Source organism: Micromonospora sp. NPDC053740, assembly GCF_040677775.1.
Lineage (GTDB): Bacteria > Actinomycetota > Actinomycetes > Mycobacteriales > Micromonosporaceae > Micromonospora > Micromonospora alfalfae.
This window is the reverse complement of the sequence record NZ_JBFASO010000018.1, coordinates 11799-29887: the sequence shown is the minus strand read 5'-3', so window position 1 is coordinate 29887 and position 18089 is coordinate 11799. Positions and strand designations below refer to the sequence as shown.

The 18089-nt window shown below is 71.8% G+C and carries 20 protein-coding genes; 13 read left to right on the top strand and 7 right to left on the bottom strand.

From position 1 onward, the window contains the following. Window positions 1-61 precede the first annotated feature (61 nt). Complete coding sequence (locus AB0K35_RS33515; protein WP_363890584.1) at window positions 62-511, top strand: GNAT family N-acetyltransferase; 450 nt, start codon at window positions 62-64, stop codon at window positions 509-511. Between the two features lie 31 nt (window positions 512-542). Here the strand turns inward: AB0K35_RS33515 and AB0K35_RS33510 are convergent, their stop codons facing one another. Both AB0K35_RS33510 and AB0K35_RS33505 read right to left on the bottom strand, forming a co-directional pair. Continuing rightward, a complete protein-coding gene (locus AB0K35_RS33510; RefSeq protein ID WP_091409920.1) occupies window positions 543-1202 on the bottom strand; it encodes a DUF6766 family protein in 660 nt (219 codons plus the stop codon). Window positions 1203-1267: 65 nt separating this feature from the next. After that, complete coding sequence (locus AB0K35_RS33505; protein WP_363890582.1) at window positions 1268-1759, bottom strand: DUF4383 domain-containing protein; 492 nt, start codon at window positions 1757-1759, stop codon at window positions 1268-1270. A gap of 229 nt (window positions 1760-1988) precedes the next feature. Between AB0K35_RS33505 and AB0K35_RS33500 the strand changes: the two genes are divergently transcribed. The 3 genes from AB0K35_RS33500 to AB0K35_RS33490 are packed head-to-tail and all read left to right on the top strand — an operon-like array spanning window position 1989 to window position 3947. Then, window positions 1989-2834 (top strand): hypothetical protein, encoded by an 846-nt coding sequence (locus tag AB0K35_RS33500; RefSeq protein ID WP_238670888.1) that lies wholly within the window; start codon window positions 1989-1991, stop codon window positions 2832-2834. Window positions 2835-2865: 31 nt separating this feature from the next. Continuing rightward, complete coding sequence (locus AB0K35_RS33495) at window positions 2866-3333, top strand: phage holin family protein (RefSeq protein WP_238670889.1); 468 nt, start codon at window positions 2866-2868, stop codon at window positions 3331-3333. Next, window positions 3330-3947 carry a DUF3618 domain-containing protein gene (locus tag AB0K35_RS33490; RefSeq protein WP_238670890.1) on the top strand — a complete coding sequence of 206 codons (618 nt, stop codon included), beginning with the start codon at window positions 3330-3332 and terminating at the stop codon, window positions 3945-3947. The genes AB0K35_RS33495 and AB0K35_RS33490 overlap by 4 nt, the downstream gene beginning before the upstream one ends. Window positions 3948-4050: 103 nt before the next feature. On the opposite strand, the gene AB0K35_RS33485 is transcribed toward AB0K35_RS33490, so the two are convergent. Then, window positions 4051-5130 (bottom strand): glycosyltransferase family 2 protein, encoded by a 1080-nt coding sequence (locus tag AB0K35_RS33485; RefSeq protein ID WP_363890577.1) that lies wholly within the window; start codon window positions 5128-5130, stop codon window positions 4051-4053. Between the two features lie 157 nt (window positions 5131-5287). On the opposite strand from AB0K35_RS33485, the gene AB0K35_RS33480 reads away from it, so the two are divergent. Together AB0K35_RS33480 and AB0K35_RS33475 are read left to right on the top strand one after the other, a co-directional pair. Then, window positions 5288-5926, top strand: coding sequence for a cyclase (locus AB0K35_RS33480; RefSeq protein ID WP_238670892.1), 639 nt, complete (start codon window positions 5288-5290; stop codon window positions 5924-5926). Further along, the gene (locus AB0K35_RS33475; protein ID WP_363890574.1) at window positions 5923-7092 is read left to right on the top strand and encodes a zinc-dependent alcohol dehydrogenase; all 1170 of its coding nucleotides are present in this window, start codon (window positions 5923-5925) and stop codon (window positions 7090-7092) included. Before AB0K35_RS33480 ends, AB0K35_RS33475 begins: the two co-directional genes overlap by 4 nt. A gap of 47 nt (window positions 7093-7139) precedes the next feature. Here the strand turns inward: AB0K35_RS33475 and AB0K35_RS33470 are convergent, their stop codons facing one another. Beyond that, window positions 7140-8387 (bottom strand): cytochrome P450, encoded by a 1248-nt coding sequence (locus AB0K35_RS33470; protein ID WP_363890571.1) that lies wholly within the window; start codon window positions 8385-8387, stop codon window positions 7140-7142. Window positions 8388-8604: 217 nt separating this feature from the next. Here AB0K35_RS33470 and AB0K35_RS33465 point away from each other — a divergent pair, with 217 nt between their 5' ends. Further along, a complete protein-coding gene (locus AB0K35_RS33465; RefSeq protein ID WP_238670895.1) occupies window positions 8605-8994 on the top strand; it encodes a hypothetical protein in 390 nt (129 codons plus the stop codon). A 120-nt stretch (window positions 8995-9114) separates the two neighbouring features. On the opposite strand, the gene AB0K35_RS33460 is transcribed toward AB0K35_RS33465, so the two are convergent. Next, window positions 9115-9333: a DUF397 domain-containing protein gene (locus AB0K35_RS33460; protein WP_124817462.1), complete on the bottom strand. Its 219-nt coding sequence runs from the start codon at window positions 9331-9333 to the stop codon at window positions 9115-9117. 69 nt (window positions 9334-9402) lie between these two features. On the opposite strand from AB0K35_RS33460, the gene pepN reads away from it, so the two are divergent. Beyond that, the gene (gene pepN / locus AB0K35_RS33455) at window positions 9403-11919 is read left to right on the top strand and encodes an aminopeptidase N (RefSeq protein WP_363890568.1); all 2517 of its coding nucleotides are present in this window, start codon (window positions 9403-9405) and stop codon (window positions 11917-11919) included. A gap of 91 nt (window positions 11920-12010) precedes the next feature. Here pepN and AB0K35_RS33450 read toward each other — a convergent pair whose 3' ends face one another. Then, window positions 12011-13216: an FAD-dependent monooxygenase gene (locus AB0K35_RS33450; protein WP_363890565.1), complete on the bottom strand. Its 1206-nt coding sequence runs from the start codon at window positions 13214-13216 to the stop codon at window positions 12011-12013. 158 nt (window positions 13217-13374) lie between these two features. Beyond that, window positions 13375-14118 carry a PadR family transcriptional regulator gene (locus AB0K35_RS33445; RefSeq protein WP_363890563.1) on the bottom strand — a complete coding sequence of 248 codons (744 nt, stop codon included), beginning with the start codon at window positions 14116-14118 and terminating at the stop codon, window positions 13375-13377. Between the two features lie 340 nt (window positions 14119-14458). On the opposite strand from AB0K35_RS33445, the gene nadD reads away from it, so the two are divergent. From nadD to AB0K35_RS33420, 5 genes are all read left to right on the top strand, one after another. Next, complete coding sequence (gene nadD / locus AB0K35_RS33440) at window positions 14459-15055, top strand: nicotinate-nucleotide adenylyltransferase (RefSeq protein ID WP_030336528.1); 597 nt, start codon at window positions 14459-14461, stop codon at window positions 15053-15055. A 110-nt stretch (window positions 15056-15165) separates the two neighbouring features. Continuing rightward, window positions 15166-15573, top strand: coding sequence for a ribosome silencing factor (gene rsfS / locus AB0K35_RS33435; RefSeq protein WP_238670899.1), 408 nt, complete (start codon window positions 15166-15168; stop codon window positions 15571-15573). Next, window positions 15570-16229 (top strand): histidine phosphatase family protein, encoded by a 660-nt coding sequence (locus AB0K35_RS33430; protein ID WP_363890560.1) that lies wholly within the window; start codon window positions 15570-15572, stop codon window positions 16227-16229. The genes rsfS and AB0K35_RS33430 overlap by 4 nt, the downstream gene beginning before the upstream one ends. A 48-nt stretch (window positions 16230-16277) precedes the next feature. Beyond that, a complete protein-coding gene (locus tag AB0K35_RS33425) occupies window positions 16278-17132 on the top strand; it encodes a DegV family protein (RefSeq protein ID WP_363890557.1) in 855 nt (284 codons plus the stop codon). 3 nt (window positions 17133-17135) lie between these two features. After that, window positions 17136-17909 carry an SDR family oxidoreductase gene (locus tag AB0K35_RS33420; RefSeq protein ID WP_238670902.1) on the top strand — a complete coding sequence of 258 codons (774 nt, stop codon included), beginning with the start codon at window positions 17136-17138 and terminating at the stop codon, window positions 17907-17909. Window positions 17910-18089: the final 180 nt, after the last annotated feature.

Below are 18089 nucleotides of genomic sequence, written 5' to 3'. Positions count from 1 at the left end.
CTCCGTGGTGGGGTTGATTTCCGGAAACCCTCCCGAAATCCACGCGTCCTAGCGTGGGGTGATGCTGATCGAGTCCCGGCCCGGCACCGACCCGGAGATCGCCGCCATGGTCATCGCGCAGCAGCGTGAGCTGCGCGAGGCCGATGGTGGGTTGGACGGGCAGGTCTTCGTCCCCCATGACGACGTCCGCTACCTGGCGGTGGTGGTGAACGGCCGGGCGGTCGCCTGTGGTGGGCTCCAGGCGATCGATACCGAGACCGGCGAGGTCAAGCGGATGTACGTCCGGCCCGCGTACCGGGGGCGGGGGATCGGTCGTCAGTTGCTCGCCGCGCTGGAGGAGTGCGCGTTCCGGCAGGGGCACTCGGTGGTCTGCCTGGAGACGGGCACCTACCTGCCGGCCGCGATCGCGCTGTACACCTCGTGCGGCTACCAGCAGGTCCCGGTCTACGGCGAGTACGTGGGCAACCCGTACAGCGTCTGTTTCGCCAAGCGGTTGCCGGTCGCGGCCTGACGGCCGCGTCGCCGCTGCCGTGTCGCCGTTTTCAGGCGCCGGTGCTGGCGTGCTCGACGGTCACCGGCTTCGACTCCGGCGAGGCGTGCTGGCGCAGCACGATGCTCAGCAGGATCAGCGCGCCGACCGCGAGGAACTCGCTCTGCCAGTTCTGCATGGACTGGAACCAGAAGTCGCTGGTGCCGAGGAACTCCCACACCCCGATCGGCGGCGCCCCGCTCTGGAGCGCCTGCTCCTGGTTGTACGCGGCGGTGCCGCCGAGCAGGTGACCGACGAACGAGCCGGCGAAGATCAGCAGCAGCGCGAGGGAGAGGCTGTTGCGGTAGATCACCAGCGGCAGGCCGCCGACGCGTACCGGCCAGGGTGACTGCGGGGTCGCCCGGCGCTCGTCGTCCTCCGGTCGGTCGGTCTGGTCCATCGGCTTCGACTCGGCCGAGCCCCGCTGCACCAGGTACGCCGTGAGCAGCACGTACCCGCCCATCTGGAGGAACTCGGACTCCCAGTTCTCGAAGACCGACTCCGCGAAGTGCCCACTGGTCAGGTACGCCGGCCAGCTCAGCGGCGCGGCCCCGAACTCGGTCAGCTCCTCATTGTGGGTCTGCCAGCCGAAGACGCTCTGCAACACCAGAAAGACCAGGAACGCCCCCAGCATGGCGACGGCCAGGGCGTTGTCACGCAGCCAACGAGGCATGGTCGCACCTCCTTCGCCGGTCAGTTACCCCTGCGGGTGTGACCGCGAAACCACAAAAGTCCAGTTCAGTGCCGGTCGGCGGGACTGTCCAGGCGTCCGCCGGTGCCGGCCTGGTTCGACAGCAGCAGCCCGAGCGCGAGCATCCCGAAGCCGAGCGCGAGGTGCAGCCAGTTGTCGGCGTCGTTGACCGGCAGGATGTTCGCCCCGCCCTCCGGGTTGACCGCCTCGATCCCCAGGCCGTACAGCCACAGAGCGAGGTAGACCGCGCCACCGGCGGCCAGGAAGACGCGGGCGCCGGCGACGCTGCGGGCCAGCACCAGGCCGGCCAGCCCGAAGAGCAGGTGCACCGCGTTGTGCAGGATCGACACCTGGAACAGCCCGAGCAGGCGGGCGTCCGAGTGGTGCCCGGCGAACCGCAGCTCGCCGTAGTCGGTGGTGATGCCGGGGATGAAGCCGAGGACGCCGATCAGCAGGAAGACCCCGGCCACTACCAGCGCGGCCAGCTGGACCCGGGGTCGGGGACCGGCCGCTCGGCCGCCTCGTGCGTCTCGTGCCATCGCTGCCCCCTCCGTGGATCTGCCGGCCTCGCGAACCTCACTGTCCGCAGCGGCGACGTGACGCAGCCCGACGATCCTCCATTTTGAAGACCAACCGGTGGGCCGCGCAGATAAATGCACGAAGAGGTATGGAAGCCGAAACGCAGGGTAGGTGAATGGTCAGCGGCGGCGGCAACGCGCCGCATCCCCCCAGCACAACCGCTACGACTTTCTGAGCGGAAGGGAAATCATGACTTACGATCTTTCACCTACGTCTTCCACGTACGGGCAGCAGTCGACCAACGGCGGTGGCGTCCGCGACCAGGCGCGCCAGGTCGGGTCGGAGGCCGCGCAGGCCGGTGGCGCGGTCGCCCAGACCGCCAAGGAGCAGGGCACCGAGGTCGGCCGTGAGACGGCCCGGCAGGCCCGCAACCTGTACGGCGAGGCCCGCAGCCAGCTCGCCAGCCAGACCGGTGAGCAGCAGCGCCGAGCCGCCGGTGGGCTGCGTTCGCTGGCCGACGAGATGCGCTCGATGGCCGAGCAGGGTGGCCAGGCCGGCCCGGTGACCGAGCTGGCCCGCCAGGCAGCCGACCGGGTGCAGGGTGTCGCCGGCTGGCTTGAGCAGCGTGAGCCCGGCGACCTGATCACCGAGGCACGCGACTATGCGCGGCGTAACCCGGGCACCTTCCTGGTCGGCGCTGCGGTGCTCGGTGTGCTGGCCGGCCGGCTGACCCGTGGCATCTCGGCCGCGGGCGACGACTCCGGCAACGGTTCCTCGACCTTCCGGGGCGCCGGGGCGTACGACCCGGAGCAGACCGCCGTGATCCCGACGCCGCCGCCGGCGCCCCGCGCGGTGCCGGACGCCGTTCCGCCGGGCGGCTACCTCGACCCGACCCCCGGCACGCACACCCCGCCGACGTCCGGTGGCTACGCCGACCAGACGCCCGGTGGCTACGCCGACCCGGCGCCCGGCGGCTCTGTCGAGCCCGGCCGGGGCGACTACCCGGAGCACTCCGGCACCGGCCAGCCGCTGCCACCGGTGACCCAGACCGACCCGCTGCCGGGCGTGCCGTCCAGCGGCAGCCCTCGCCCGTGAGCCGCCGAGTCATCCGAAGGGAGGCGACGGCATGAGCATGCCGACGCAGGGGTCCGGACTGGACTCCGGTTACCACCCCGACGCGGGTGCCCCGCACACCGCGTCGGAGGTGAAGAGCAGCTCGCTGGGTGACCTGATGCGTCAGGTCACCACCGACCTGTCGACGCTGATGCGTCAGGAGGTCGAGCTGGCCAAGGCCGAGATCCGGCAGGAGGGCAAGAAGGCCGGCAAGGCCGCGGGCCTCTTCGGCGGTGCCGGCTTCGGCGGCTACATGGTGGCCCTCTTCGTGTCCATCGCCATCTGGCAGTTCCTGGACAACGTCATGGACTCCGGCCTGGCCGCGCTGATCGTGGCCGTGATCTGGGCCGTGGTCGCCGCGGTCCTCTACTCGATGGCCAAGAAGAACGCTCAGCACGTACGCGGGCTCAGGCAGACCAACGACAGCGTGCAGCGGATCCCCGACGCGCTCAAGCCGCACCCGGAGGGAGTCACCCGATGAGCACCGATCCCGATCAGATCCGCCGGGAGATCGAAGCCACCCGTAACAGCCTCAGCTCCGATGTGGATGCGCTGGCGTACAAGGTCAGCCCGAGCCGCATCGTCGACGACCGTAAGCAGCGGGCCCGTTCCGCTCTGCAGAATGTGAGGGACAAGGTCATGGGAACCGCGTCTGACCTCGGCCACGGCACCGGCCAGGCCGCCCACTCGGTGGGTGACCGCGCCTCGTCGGCGGCCTCCAGCGTCAGCGACGCCGCGCACTCGGCGGCGAGCACCGTCAGCGACGCCGCGCACAGCGCGCCGCGGGTGATCCGGCAGAAGTCCCAGGGCAACCCTCTCGCCGCCGGCCTGATCGCGTTCGGGGTCGGCTGGCTGGCCTCGTCGCTGATCCCGGCCTCCCGCCGCGAGCAGCAGGCCGCAACCCAGGTGAAGGCCAAGGTCAGCGAGCACAGCGGGGCCGTGAAGGAGAAGCTGGGCGAGGTGGCCAGCGAGCTGCGCGAGCCGGCCCAGCAGGCCGCCGAGTCGGTGAAGTCCACCGCTCAGGACGCGGTGCACGCGGTCAAGGACGACACGAAGTCCGCCGCCCACCACGTCAAGGACCACGCAACCCCCTGACCCACCCCAACAGCACGACAGCTCGCGGTCACCCTCCGGTGCCCGCGAGCTGTCGCGTTGAGGTCAGCGCCGATCTTGCGGTTTCGGCCGGAGTTTCGTGGGTCTACCGACGGTTTTGTCCCAACCGGAAGTGCAAGATCGCGGGGAGCCGTGGGTTGCGTGGGGCGGGGTTGGCGGCTCGGCGGATTCGGGTGTCGCCGTAGCGGACGCCGCCCAGCAGGAGACGCTGGCTGACCGCCAGCCAGCCGCACACACCGCGTTCCAGCAGCCAGAGTGGGGCCGCCAACGCCGTGGCCGGCGGGAAGACCCGGGTGCCACCGGCGCGGCGGCGACCCGCCTCGGCCAGGGCGACGACCCCGGCCACCGCGCCGAGCACCAGCCTGGGCCGGCGCGACGCGACGGCCGCCGCCAGTGCCGGCAACACCGCGAGCACGGCCAGCAGGCGGGCCGGTTGAGCCAGATCGTCGTACGCCTGACGGACCCGTTGACCGCGGAAGTGCGCGGCGTCCGGAGGCAGCCGGCGGACGTACAGCCAGGCCGGGGCGGCCTCGGTGCCGCCGTACCCGCGCACCGTGCGGATCAGCTCCAGGTTTTCGAAGAGCACGTCCGGGTCGTACCCGCCCATCGCGAGGAAGGTGCTGCGCCGCACGGCGAGGGTGCCCGGGTAGTCCGCCCCGAGCGCCCGGTTGAGCAGCGTGCGGCCGGTGTCCCACCAGGCGTGCCAGGGCAGCGGGTCGAAGTAGTTCTGCGGTCGTACCAGGTCGGCCCGGTCCAGCAGCCTGTGTACCGCGCGCAGCGCGGACTCGTCGTACCGGACGTCGTCGTCGGCGATCACCACGTCCTCGTGGCCGGCCGCGCGGACGCCGGTGCGTACACCGAGCACCTTGCCGTTGAGCCCACGCTCGCCCGGATCCGGTGAAAGGTGCCGGACCAGCCCTCGCCACGCCTCGGCGTGCCGGGCGAACAGGGGCGGAGGGGAGCCGTCGACCACGAGCACCTCCACCCGGTGACCGAGCCAGCGCAGGTAGTCGGTCAGCTCGGCCAGGCCGGTGTCGGTGTGCCAGCGCAGCGGCAGCACGTACGTCATCGGTAGGCGCACCGGCGACGTGCCGGTGCCGGCCGGTGCGACCTCGCACCGGCGGGTGGCGGGCCGGGCGTCTCCGGTAGGGCTGAACAAGGACATGACAACTCCGTGGCGGACAGGTCGTGGTCGGTGTTGAGCAGCATCTGCCCGCATTTCCGTCGATCAAACAGCTGGTCGTTTCGACTGGCGGACCCCGGGTAGCGCTGCCCTCAAGAGCTGTCCATGCCCGGTTGTCCGGGTGGAGGAGATAGACGTGATGACCAACAACGGAACCAGGTGGGCGCTGCTCGGCGTCACCGCGGCGACGGCGGTCGGCGTGGGGCGGGCGGTGGCCCGCCGTCGGCATCGGCATCAGCCGGAGCGACAGGACGGTTGGTACGTGGTGCGTCGCGGGGTGACCGTGGACCGGTCCCGGGACGAGGTGATCGGCTTCTGGACCGACCGCGAACGGCTGGACCGCGCGCTGGCGGGGTGGGCCACGTTGCAGCAACTCGACGAGCGGCGTTGGCGGTGCGTGGCCCGCGACCGGGCCGGCGGTGAGACGCAGTGGCGGGCCGAGATCACCGTCGAGGGGGCGGGCACCCTGACGTGGCGGGTCGAGGACGGGCCGATGCCGCAGCTGGGGCGGATCGAGCTGGCCGAAGCACCCCAGGGTCGGGGCACCGAGATCCGGGCCGAGCTGCGCTACCGCTCCGGTCCGGTGCGTCGGTTGGCCGGCCTGGTCGGCGGTGACGAGCCGGACCTGGCGCTGCGGGACGCGTTGCGGCGGGTGAAGGCGCTGATCGAGTGTGGCCAGGTGGTGGACACCCGGGAAGACCCGTCCGGCCGGAGCCCCGCCCAGGAGAAGGCGACCGACAACATGCGGGAGAAGCTGATGACGGGAGGACGGGCGTGAGGGCGCTCTGCTGGGAAGGCGTCGGCAAGCTGGCCGTCCGGGACGTGCCGGAGCCCCAGATCCGCGCCGAGGGAGACATCATCGTCCGGGTCCGGGCCAGCAGCGTCTGCGGCTCCGACCTGCACCTGATCAACGGATACCTGCCGGCGATGCGAAAGGGGGACATCCTCGGCCACGAGTTCATGGGCGAGGTGATGGAGACCGGGCCCGGCGTACGGCGGCACCGGGTCGGCGACCGGGTGGTGGTGGGGTCGGTGGTCGCCTGCGGTGGCTGTTGGTACTGCCGGACCGAGCAGTACTCGCTCTGCGACAACTCCAATCCGCAACCGGTGTTCACCGAGAAGCTGTGGGGGCACTCACCGGCCGGCATTCTGGGCTACTCGCACGCCGCCGGCGGCTACTCGGGATCACACGCCGAGTACATCCGGGTGCCGTTCGGCGACATCGGCGCCTTCGCCGTACCCGACGGAGTGCCGGACGACTCGGTGGTGTTCGCCTCCGACGCGATGCCCACCGGGTGGATGGCGGCGGACTTCTGCGGGCTCAGCGGTGGCGAGGTGGTGGCCGTCTGGGGTGCCGGTGGCGTCGGTCAGATGGCGGCCCGTTCGGCGCAACTCCTGGGCGCCGGACGGGTCATCATGATCGACCGATTCCCGGATCGGCTCAAAACCGCCACCGAACGGATCGGGGTCGAGACGATCAACTACGCGGAAACCGACGTGCTGGAGGCGCTGCGTGAACTGACCGCCGGGCGCGGGCCGGACGCCTGCATCGAGGCGGTCGGCATGGAGTCGCACGACGTCGGACCGACCTACGCGTACGACCGGGTGAAGCAGGCGGCGCGGTTGCAGACCGACCGCCCGACCTCGGTCCGCCAGGCGATCATGGCGTGCCGCAAGGGCGGCACGGTGAGCATCGTCGGTGTGTACGCCGGCCTGGTCGACAAGTTTCCGCTCGGCGCGGCCATGAACAAGGCCCTGGTGCTGCGGATGGGGCAGATGCACGCGCAGCGTTACATCCCGATGTTGCTCGACCGGCTCGCCGCCAGCGAGATCGACCCCGGTTATCTGGCCACCCACCCGCTCTCCCTGGAGCAGGGCGCCCAGGGGTACGAGCTGTTCGAGAAGAAGGAGGACGGCTGTCTGCGCAGCGTTCTGCATCCCTGACGGCTGGGCGTACCCGCCTCGCCGGTCGCTGCGATCGGCGGGGCGGGTCAGCCGGTGCGGCGGACGTTGGTGATTGTCAGCCCGAGGGGCGGCAGCGCGGGCATCCGGTGCAGATCCAGGGCCAGGTTCTGGACGGGAACGTCGTAGCGCATGCTGGTGACGAGGTTGGTGACCGCCCGTTTCATCAGGTCGATGGTGATCCACTCACCGGCGCAGCGGTGCCCGGCCCAGTGGTCGCCGCCGCCCTGCGGGATCAGCGCGAACGGGTCGACCCGGCGGCCGGCGAACCGCTCCGGGCGAAACAGCTCCGGTTGCGGCCAGAGCCTCGGGTGGTGGTTGGTGCCGTAGAGGTCGAGCAGCACCCGCCGGCCGCGCGGAAAGTGGTGGCCCTGCCAGTCGAAGGACCGCCGGACCCGGGCCGCCGCGATCGGAAAGAACGGGTAGTAGCGGCGTACTTCCTGGACGAACTGCTCGGTGGCCTCGTCGTCGTCACGGACCCGGTCCCGCCAGGCCGGATGGTCGTGCAGGGCGACCGCGGCGAAGGTCATGTACTGGTCGACGGCGACGACCGGGCGTAGCACGTTGAGCAGTTCCACCGCCGCGATCCGCCGGGGGAGGAGCTTGCCGCGCCCGTCCCGGTGTTCGGCGATCACCGCCAGGGCGCTACCGGTCGGCGCCGGGGCGAAACCGACCCGGGTCCGCTCGATGAGGTCGGCGAGCCAGCGTTCGGCGCGGTACCGGGCCAGCCGTCCCCGCCAGTGCCGGGGGCCCAGCACGGCCGGTGCCTCGATCATGGCGTGCAGCTCGACGGCGCGGCGCTCTACCTGCGACGCGGGCAGCGGCACCCCGGCCCAGGCGAAGACCACCCGGGTCAGCATTCGGCCCAGCTCGTCGTAGAGCGACACCGGGCCGGCGCTCTCCCAGGCGGCAACCCGGGTCCGCCACTCGTCGTCGAAGAGCTGACCCAGTCGCTGGATCGCCGACGGTGTCATGATCGACATGAACATGGCCTTGCGGTCGGAGTGCTCGGGCCCGTCCAGCCCCTGCACCCCGCCCCGCCCGGTCAGTGTTCGCTGCACACGCAGCGGCATCGCGGTGGCGCGTTGGAAGCGGTCGTTGTCGTAGAACAGCTCCGCCGCCGGCCGGCCGCGCAGGCAGATGGTCGGGGCGAGCAGGATCCGGGTCTTGAAGACGTCGCTGCCGTACCGCTCGCAGCGCTCGCCGATGAACCGGTAACCCGCGCGGAGCAGCGCGAAGGTGCTGTCCGGGCTGCGGTCCGCCGGCATTGTCGCCATCGGGTCTCCTCACGCGCAGGTGCGGCTGGTGGCTGTTTGCCGCTGCGCTTACCCCCGTCCTCGCCGCTGAACCCCGCCCGGCTGGCCCCTCCCAGGGGCGGCGGAACCTGGTTTGCTGCTAGGGCGTGTTTCGGAAGTGCTGGCCGGCCTGGACTCCGGCTCGGCTCGACCGACACTTCCGAAACACGCCCGAGTGGGACGAGCACGGGGAGGGCGAATGCGCGACAACAGATCGCCGCACTGGCGGCAGCGGCGAGCGGCCGGGGCACTGGGCGCAGGCCGCGACGGGCGGTCACTGATCGGGCCGCCGCGGCGGCCCACTCGTCCGCACCGGTTCTTCACAGTGCACCTGGGCTTCACCGCGCCCGGCCCGGCCGAGGCGCGCGAGCTGGCCGTGGCGTACGCGGAGGCGCTGAGCCTGCTCCGCTCGGAGGTGGCACTCGGTGCGGCGGCCCTGTCACCGGCGGACGCCTGGCAGCGGGCCGAGCGACTGTTCTGCGGCGCGGTCGGCCCGGACGGCGAACGCTGCGTCGACGTGACCGACCATCCGGGTTTCCACCACGCCCCGGGTCCGGGTGGCCTCGGCTGGGGCGATGGCGATGGTTGACGACCGGCCCCGGTTGGCCGATCCGGGAGTGCGCAGGCCAACCCGCCGGCGTGGCGGTGCCGGTGTCCCGACCTCGGGCACCGGCACGGCGATCCACCACCGACGGGTCGGCGGGCACTGTCAGTCCAGGTCGAATTCGCCGTCCTGCGCGCCGGCCACGAAGGCGTCCCACTCGGCCTGGGTGAAGACCAGCACCGGCCCGTTCGGCTCGGCCGAGTTGCGCATCCCGATCAGGTCGTCGACGAAGGCGACCTCGACGGCGCTGTCGGAGGTGTCCCCCTCGGCCCGCTGCCAGACCGCCCGAGAGAGGTCGAAGTCGCCCTTGGGGTGCTGCGCCATGGTTCTTTCCTCCAGTGCCGAGGGTCGTGTGGTGACCGGGTGCCGATCCCCATCGGGCAGGATAAGCGGATGCCGAGCCTGACCCGTGTAGAGGCGACCGCGCGTGGCGCGGCGATTACTGTCGAGTCCTATCAGGTGGACCTCGACCTGACCGGTGACGGCGACGTGTTCCGCTCCCGCGTCGAGATCCGGTTCCGGGCCACCCCCGGCACCGCCACCTTCGCCGAGGTCAAGCCCGCCAAACTGCGCGGTGTACGCCTCAACGACAGCGACCTGGACCCCGGTCTGCTCACCGACAACCGGCTGCCGCTCGACGACCTGGCCGAGCAGAACACGCTCATCGTCGAGGCCGAGATGGCGTACTCCAAGACGGGGGAGGGGATGCACCGCTTCGTCGACCCGGCCGACGGCGAGACGTACCTCTACGCCGAGTCCTTCCTCGACAACGCGCCGCGCATCTTCGCCGCCTTCGACCAGCCCGACCTCAAGGCCCCGATCACCCTCTCGGTCACCGCGCCGCCGCAGTGGATCGTCGCCGGCAACGCCGAGCTGGCCGCCAACCCGGCCCCCGGGCGCTGGGAGTTCGCCCCGAGCGAGCCCCTGGCCACGTACTTCTTCTCGCTGATCGCCGGGCCGTACCACGTCCGGCGGGCCGAGCACGACGGCATACCGCTGGGCATCTACTGCCGCCGGTCGCTCGCCGAGCACCTGGACGCCGACGCCGACGAGATCTTCACCATCACCCGGCAGTGCCTGGACCGGTTCCACCAGCTCTTCACCGAACGCTACCCGTTCGGCAAGTACGACCAGGCGTTCGTGCCCGAGTTCAACAGCGGCGCGATGGAGAACCCGGGTCTCGTCACCTTCCGCGACGACTACGTGTTCCGTTCGGCGGTCACCGACACCCAGCGCGGGCAGCGGGCCGGCACCATCGCCCACGAGATGGCCCACATGTGGTTCGGTGACCTGGTCACCATGCGCTGGTGGGATGACCTGTGGTTGAACGAGTCCTTCGCCGAGTACCTCGGCACCCGGGTCACCGCCGAGGCGACCCGCTTCGATCAGGCCTGGACCACCTTCGCCATGCGGCGCAAGGCATGGGGCTACGCCGCCGATCAGCGGCCCTCCACCCACCCGATCGCCCCGCAGGAGGTCGTCGACGCCGAGGCGGGCCTGCTCAACTTCGACGGCATCTCGTACGCCAAGGGCGCCAGTGTGCTGCGGCAGCTTGTCGCGTGGCTCGGCGACGAGGCATTCCTCGCCGGCCTGAACGCGCACTTCGCCGCACACCGCTTCGGCAACGCCACCCTCGCCGACCTGCTGGGCAGCCTCTCCGCCAGCAGTGGGAGGGACCTGTCCGACTGGGCCGAGCTGTGGTTGCGCCGCCCGCAGGTCAACACGCTGCGTGCCGAGGTCGCAGTGGACGCGGACGGTCGCTACAGCGAGGTCGCAGTGGTGCAGACCGCGCCCGAGTCGCACCCGGTGCTGCGCCCACACCGGATCGGCGTGGGCCGCTACTCGCTGGACGGCACCGGGCGGCGCGACGAGGCGGACATCGACCCGAACGCCGACGGAGGTCGCACCGTTCTCGGTGCGTTGACCGGCGAGCCGGCGGCCCGGTTGTTGCTGCTCAACGACGGTGACCTCACCTTCGCGAAGGTGCGCCTCGACCCGGCGTCGGCGGACGCCGTCCCGCAGGTGCTGCCCGCTCTGACCGACCCGCTGGCCCGGGCGGTGCTCTGGCGCGAGGCACTGGACGCGACGACCGACGGCGAGCGGCCGGTCACCGGCCTTGTCGACCTGATGGCCGCCGCGCTGCCCGCCGAGACAGAGGTGATCATCGCGGAGGATGTGCTGACGCTCAGCCGGTCCCTGGTCGACCGCTACCTCGACCCCCTGACCCGCTCCACGGCGCTGGCCAGGGTCGCGGGGACGTGCCAGCGGCTGCTCGACGGCGCACCGGCCGGGGAGTCGTTGCAGCTCGCCGCCGCACGGGGTTGGATCGACGCGACCACCGACGCGGATCTGCTCGTCGGTTGGCTCGCGGGCCGGGACGTGCCGGCCGGTCTGACTGTCGACGCGGAGCTGCGCTGGGCGGTGCTGCGTCGCCTGGTGGTGCTGGGCGCCGCCGGCGAGGCGGAGATCGCCATCGAGGCCGCCGCCGACAACAGCTCCACGGGCGCTGAACAGGCCGCCTACTGCCGGGCGGCAGTGCCCGACCCGGCGACGAAGCAGGCGACCTGGGAGATCATCGTGCGGGGCACCGAGCTGTCCGGTCGGCTGCTGGAGGCGATCACCGAGGGGTTCTGGCAACCCGAGCAGGCCGACCTGACCGCCGCGTACGTCGATCGGTACTTCGCGGAGATGCCGGCCGCCGCGCACCGGCGTACCCCCTGGACGGCCGAGCGGGTGGCCGCCCTGGCGTTCCCCCGCTACGCCGTGGCGCAGCCCACCCGGGAGGCGGCCGCGGCGTTGCTGGCCCGCGACGACCTGACCCCCGGCCTACGTCGGGTGGTGACCGACGCCGACGACGACCTACGTCGCGCATTGGTCGCCCGGACGGCGGTGGCTGCCGCCTCGGCCTGAGCGCTGAGCAGCGCGGCCTCACGACGCGGCCTGACGACGCGGGGTAGCTGGCCGCTGCGGGGTGGCGGGCCGGCCACCCCGCAGCCACCGCTCAGCGCAGGGCGGGCTCCGCCGTGACCGGCGCGTCCCAGTCGATGACGTAGCGCTGCTCGTCGGCGACGGTCTTCTCCGGGTCCAGCACCGTGCGCACCATCAGCGGCATCAGCAACGGCATCAGCGTCCGCGCGACAGCACCGGGAGCCTTCGCGTGGTTGATCCGGGCCGCGCGGGCGGCGACCTTCTCCACCCGGCTACGACGCAGCCGCACGTACGCGGCGAACGCCCCCTCGACGTCCGGCAGGTCGCGCAGGCAGCGGGCGAGTTGCACGCCGCTCTCGATGGCCAACGACGCGCCCTGCCCCGAACTGTTCGACGGTGCATGTGCCGCGTCGCCGACCAGCACCATCCGGCCCCGATGCCAGTGCGGCACCGGCGGCATGATCTGCAACGACCCGACCACCTGGAGGTCGTCGGCGTTGCTGGTGGCCACCAACTCCCGGCCCGGATCGTCGTCGCCGTAGGTGGCGCGCAGCGTGTCCAGCCACTGCTCCGACGGCACCGCCCGGGCCTCGACGAGGCTCATCGGCCGCTGCTGCGGCAGGTTGGCCCCCCACCGGGTGCCGCCGCCGGGCTCCGGCCAGTACAGGTAGTAGCCGCGCCGGCCGAACGCGAACGTCATGGTGCCCGGTTCGGCGTCCACCTCGTGCCGGGCGACCGCCTCGAAGCCGAGCAGCCCGGTGAACCGGGGACCGGGCGCGGCCGGGTCGATGAGACCCCGGACCGTGGAGCGGATCCCGTCCGCGCCGACGAGGATGTCGGCGGTCGCGGTGCTGCCGTCCTCGAAGCGTGCGATCACGCCGTCGCCGGTCTGCTCGGCGTCGACCAGCCGCTTGCCGTACGCGAACGGCACGCCCTCGGCGAATGCCTGGTCGTGCAGCACCTGGTACAGCTCGGCCCGGTGCACCACGTGCAGCGGCGGCACCCCGGTCAGCGTGGGCATGGCGATGCGGCGCCGGCCGACGGCCAGAGCGCTGCTGCCGATCGGTGTGGCGATCGCCGTCACCGCCTCGTGCGCGCCGACCGTACGCAGAGCCGCGACGCCGTTGGGCGCGAGGGCGAGGGTTCCGCCGATGCCGCTGGCCGTGGTCGGGTACGCCTCGTAGACGGTTGCGGTGATGCCGGCGCGGCGCAGCGCGAGCGCTGTCACCGGCCCGGCGATGCCACCGCCGATGACGATGGCCGTTCGTACCGTGGTCATGCTCTCTCCCTGGTGTGGTCGTTCGTGCGCGGGCGCGCGGACCTGGGAGGGAGCCCGGTTATCCTCGTGGTTGCCGCTTCGGGCCGGGTGCCTTCCCAGGCGTCGGTTCGGGGTCAGGGCCCCGGTGAGGTGTTGGCGCACCTCGCCGGGGCCGCTCGTCAGCCGGTGGTGTCGGCTCTCCGGCTGAAGCTGTCGGGGCGTTCGGCGCTGTCGGGGTGGGCCTCCGGGCTGTCGGTGGTCGGGGTGTCGGAGCTGGCGTTCGGGGTGCTGCCTCTCGCGGCCAACTCGGTCAGTTCGGCAGGCATCTCGCCGGTCTCGTGGAAGGCCCGCCAGGTGTCCAGCCCGGGGTAGCTCCCCGAGGTCAGCTCCGCGAGCAGTGCCCGCAGCCAGGCGGCCTCCGCGTCCCGGATGGCGAGGTCGTACTCCGACTCCACCAGGAACAGCCGCGGAATCTCCCGCAGGTGCGCGTCGAGCGTCTCGCGGTCCTGGCGGACCGCTGTCTCCAGCAGGTCGAGTCGTTGCCGCAGCAGGCCGGTGGCCTCGTCGGGGTGCAGCGCGGCGAGCACCGACAACCCGGCCCGGAAACGGGGATGCTCCGCCATCGGGGTGGCGACCAGCTCGCGGGCCCAGTCGACCAGCTCCGCCCGCCCCGCGTCGGTGATCCGGTAGACGGTGCGTTCCGGGCGCCGGCCCTCGCGCACGTTCTCCACGGCCTCGATGAGGTGGTGTTTGTCCAGGTTGCCGATCACCGTGTAGAAGGACCCCCACTTGAACTCCATGTCCTGGTCCTTGCCCCAGGCGCGCAGTGCGGTGGCGATCTCGTACGGGTGCATCGGCCGCTGGACCAGGGCGGACAGCACAGCCAGCGCCAGCAGGTTGCCGACCTTGCGCCGCTTCGGCACGATGACCTCCCTCGCTCGTCAACGGTTACTCGCCGACGAATATACGCCGACGTGCGGAATGTGGCGACCCCTCCGTGCGGTGCCCTGCGTGCGGTGCCCCTCGCTTGATTGACTCGGGTTTCATGAACTCGCGGTGTCCGGGTGTCCCGGATGGGCCGACTTTCAGGAAGTCGAGTTGATCGCGGCCTGGCAGCCGAGTTGATCGCCGTGCCGCTGCGAGCCGACCACGGTGGGGCGTTGGGGTGGTCGCGGCTCGCTGGACAGTCGGGCTGGAGTGGGGTGACGGACGGCGGTGCCGGGCCGGGACGGTCGGCCACGACGCTCGGCCTACGATCACTGGGTGGAGGAAGATATCCGGCGGATCGGGATCATGGGTGGCACCTTCGACCCGATCCACCACGGGCACCTCGTCGCGGCCAGCGAGGTGGCGGACCGGTTCGGCCTGGACGAGGTGGTCTTCGTCCCCACCGGTCAGCCGTGGCAGAAGGCTGACGAGCCGGTCAGCCCGGCCGAGGACCGGTACCTGATGACCGTGATCGCCACCGCCTCCAACCCCCGCTTCCAGGTCAGCCGGGTCGACATCGACCGTAGTGGGCCGACCTACACCGTCGACACGCTGCGTGACCTTCAGGCCGAGTACGGCCCGAAGGTGCAGTTGTTCTTCATCACCGGCGCGGACGCCCTGCAGCGCATCCTGTCCTGGAAGGACCTGGACGAGATCTTCGAGTTGGCCCATTTCATCGGCGTGACCCGGCCCGGTTTCCCGCTGAGCGACAAGCACCTCCCGGCGGACACCGTCAGCCTGATTCAGGTGCCCGCGATGTCCATCTCGTCGACCGATTGTCGCGCTCGGGTCGCCCGAGGCGAGCCGGTCTGGTACCTGGTGCCGGACGGTGTGGTGCAGTACATCGCCAAGCGGAGCCTCTATCAGCGCTGAGTGCACCCGTTATGCCCAGGTTCGTGGCGTTAACCGACCAGAACTGGACGATCGGAGTGCCGGCGGGTATGAGACGCTTGGAGGATCGCACGCTTGATCGAAGGAGAACGGTGACAGTTTCCGAACGCGCTCACGAGCTGGCTATCGCGGCCGCCCAGGCCGCCGCCGACAAGAAGGCGCAGGACATCACGATCATCGACGTCGGCGACCAGCTCGCCATCACCGACGCGTTCGTGCTCGCCGCCGCCCCCAACGAGCGTCAGGTGCTGGCCATCGTCGACGCCATCGAGGAGAGCCTGCTGGAGCTGCCGGAGAAGGCGAAGCCGGTGCGGCGCGAGGGCGAGCGTGGTGGCCGTTGGGTGCTGCTCGACTACGTCGACGTCGTGGTGCACGTCCAGCACACCGAGGAGCGCGAGTTCTACGGGCTCGACCGCCTCTGGAAGGACTGCCCCACCATCCCCTTCGTCGATCGCGACCTGGTCGAGGCCGACGCCAGCGGGTCCGCCGCCGCCGAATGACCCGACTGATCGTCTGGCGGCACGGCAACACCGACTGGAACGCCGCCAACCGTGTCCAGGGGCAAACCGACGTACCCCTCAATGAGCTGGGGCGCGACCAGGCCCGCGCCGCCGCGCCCTTGCTCGCGGCGCTGCGGCCCGACGCCATCGTGGCCAGCGACCTGAGCCGCGCCGCGGAGACCGCTGCCGCGCTCGCCGCGCTGACGGGCCTGCCGGTCCGCACCGACGCCCGGCTGCGCGAGCGACACTTCGGCAAGTGGCAGGGTCTGCACCTCACCGAGGTCGCCGAGCGATTTCCCGACGAGTACGCGCGCTGGCGGGCCGGCGACCCGGACCCGGGCGCGGATCTGGAGCCCCTGCACGACCTCGGCGTGCGCGTCGGCGCGGCGCTGCGGGAGGCGGCCGAGGCGGCAGCCGGCGGCACCGTGGTGATCGCCACTCACGGCGGCGGCTCCCGGCAGGGCATCGGTCACCTGCTCGGTTGGGACGCCGGGGTCCTGCGCTCCATCGGCTCGTTGGCCAACTGCCACTGGAGTGAGCTACGGCACGACGACCGCGCACCGGACATCGGGCGTCCGCAGGACGTCAGCGGCTGGCAGTTGCGGGCGCACAACGTCGGCCTGATCACCGCCCCGGTCGCCGTCGACGCGGTCTGAGCACTCGCGCCTCGGCGTTCGCGCCCTCGATCGGCTAGCGTGCCGGGCATGCCCGTCGCGGTTGTCATCGACTCCACCGCCTACCTTCCGCCCGAGCTGGTGCAGGCGCACCGGCTGACCGTCGTGCCGTTGACCGTCGTGCTCAACGGCGCGGAAGGGCTGGAGGGGGTGGAGACCCAGCCGGCCGACGCGACAGTGGCGCTGAGCGCCCGCCGGGTCACCGCGACCACCTCCCGCCCGGCACCCGAGCAGTTCGCCCGGACGTACCGTCGACTGCTCGACGCCGGCGCCGACGGGATCGTCTCGGTGCACATCTCCGCCGCGCTGTCCGGCACCGTGGAGGCCGCCCGGCTCGCCGCCGCCGACCTGGATGGCCGGGTCGAGGTCGTGGACAGCCGCTCGGCGGGCATGGGGCTGGGCTTTCCGGCCATCGCCGCCGCCACCGCCGCCGAGGGCGGCGCCGGCCTTGCCGCGGTACGCGACGCGGCGCTCGCCGCCATCGCCCGCACCACAGTCTGGTTCTACGTCGACACGCTGGAGTTCCTTCGCCGGGGCGGCCGGATCAACGCGGCCGAGGCGTTGGTCGGCACCGCGCTGTCCGTCAAGCCGATCATGCACATGCCGGACGGGGCGATAGTGCTGCGAGAGAAGGTCCGCACCGCCAGCCGGGGCGTGGCCCGTCTCGTGGACCTGGCCGTCGAGTCGGCCGACGGCGACGACGTGGATCTCGGGGTGCACCACCTTGCCGCGCCGCAACGAGCCGAGGCGCTGCGCGCCGCGCTGACCGAACGGTTCGGTGACCGGCTGCACGACACGTACGTCTCCGAGGCGGGTGCCGTCGTCGCCGCGCACGCCGGACCGGGCCTGGCCTGCGTCGTCGTCCACCGCCGACCGGAAGGCTGACCCGTGCACACGTCGTGCGTGGTGACCGGAGGCGGTCGCGGTGTCGGCCGGGCCGTGGTGGAACGGCTGGTGGCGACCGGCGCCACCATCGTCGTACTGGAACGCGACGCCGACGCGGTCGACTGGTTGACCGACCATCCGGCCGCCGATCGGCTCGTCGCGGTGGTCGGCGACGCGGCCGACGAACAGGTGGCCGAGCGCGCCGCCGAACTGGCGGACCGCGCCGCGCCGATGACCGGCTGGGTGAACAACGCAGCGGTGTTCCGCGACGCCACACTGCACTCCGCGTCGGCTGACACGGTGCTGGACCTGATCGGCTTGAACCTGCGCCCAGCCGTGGTCGGCGCCGCGGTCGCCGTCCGCCGCTTCCTGGCCCGCGCCGCCGGCGGCGCGATCGTCAACGTCTCGTCGCACCAGGCCCGTCGACCGGTGTCCGGTGCCCTGCCGTACGCGACCGCGAAGGCCGCCGTGGAAGGGCTGACCCGGGCATTGGCCGTCGAGTACGGGCGGCACGGCATCCGGGCCAACGCGGTGGCGCTCGGCTCGATCGCCACCGAACGGCACGCCGAATTCCTCGCCACGCAGGAGCCCACCCAGGCCCAGTGGATCGACGCCGAGCTGACCCGGCTGCACCCGGTGGGTCGCATCGGGCGGGCCGAGGAGGTGGCCGAGGCGGTCGCGTACCTGCTGTCACCCGCGGCGAGCTTCGTCAACGGCGTGACGCTGCCGGTGGACGGCGGCCGGGCCGTACTCGGCCTCGACCCAGAGGCCCGCTGACCGTTCTCGTCGCGCCGCTGCCCCGCGCGGCTGTGTTAGCCTCCGTGCGCGCCCCAGATGGGCCTACCCCCCCGGAGGTTCTGGCTACTTCAGCCACCACGCCGAGATCGATGCGATGTACGCGTCTCTCGTGCGGGATCCGGGGCGTGGGTGCCCTCGGGGTTTTGTCATCTGCGTGGC

Coding starts and splice junctions, on each gene's coding strand:
- AB0K35_RS33515 (WP_363890584.1), top strand. CDS start 62: ATGCTGATCGAGTCCCGGCCCGGCACCGACCCGGAGATCGCCGCCATG.
- AB0K35_RS33510 (WP_091409920.1), bottom strand. CDS start 1,202: ATGCCTCGTTGGCTGCGTGACAACGCCCTGGCCGTCGCCATGCTGGGG.
- AB0K35_RS33505 (WP_363890582.1), bottom strand. CDS start 1,759: ATGGCACGAGACGCACGAGGCGGCCGAGCGGCCGGTCCCCGACCCCGG.
- AB0K35_RS33500 (WP_238670888.1), top strand. CDS start 1,989: ATGACTTACGATCTTTCACCTACGTCTTCCACGTACGGGCAGCAGTCG.
- AB0K35_RS33495 (WP_238670889.1), top strand. CDS start 2,866: ATGAGCATGCCGACGCAGGGGTCCGGACTGGACTCCGGTTACCACCCC.
- AB0K35_RS33490 (WP_238670890.1), top strand. CDS start 3,330: ATGAGCACCGATCCCGATCAGATCCGCCGGGAGATCGAAGCCACCCGT.
- AB0K35_RS33485 (WP_363890577.1), bottom strand. CDS start 5,130: ATGTCCTTGTTCAGCCCTACCGGAGACGCCCGGCCCGCCACCCGCCGG.
- AB0K35_RS33480 (WP_238670892.1), top strand. CDS start 5,288: ATGACCAACAACGGAACCAGGTGGGCGCTGCTCGGCGTCACCGCGGCG.
- AB0K35_RS33470 (WP_363890571.1), bottom strand. CDS start 8,387: ATGGCGACAATGCCGGCGGACCGCAGCCCGGACAGCACCTTCGCGCTG.
- AB0K35_RS33465 (WP_238670895.1), top strand. CDS start 8,605: ATGCGCGACAACAGATCGCCGCACTGGCGGCAGCGGCGAGCGGCCGGG.
- AB0K35_RS33460 (WP_124817462.1), bottom strand. CDS start 9,333: ATGGCGCAGCACCCCAAGGGCGACTTCGACCTCTCTCGGGCGGTCTGG.
- pepN (WP_363890568.1), top strand. CDS start 9,403: ATGCCGAGCCTGACCCGTGTAGAGGCGACCGCGCGTGGCGCGGCGATT.
- AB0K35_RS33450 (WP_363890565.1), bottom strand. CDS start 13,216: ATGACCACGGTACGAACGGCCATCGTCATCGGCGGTGGCATCGCCGGG.
- AB0K35_RS33430 (WP_363890560.1), top strand. CDS start 15,570: ATGACCCGACTGATCGTCTGGCGGCACGGCAACACCGACTGGAACGCC.
- AB0K35_RS33425 (WP_363890557.1), top strand. CDS start 16,278: ATGCCCGTCGCGGTTGTCATCGACTCCACCGCCTACCTTCCGCCCGAG.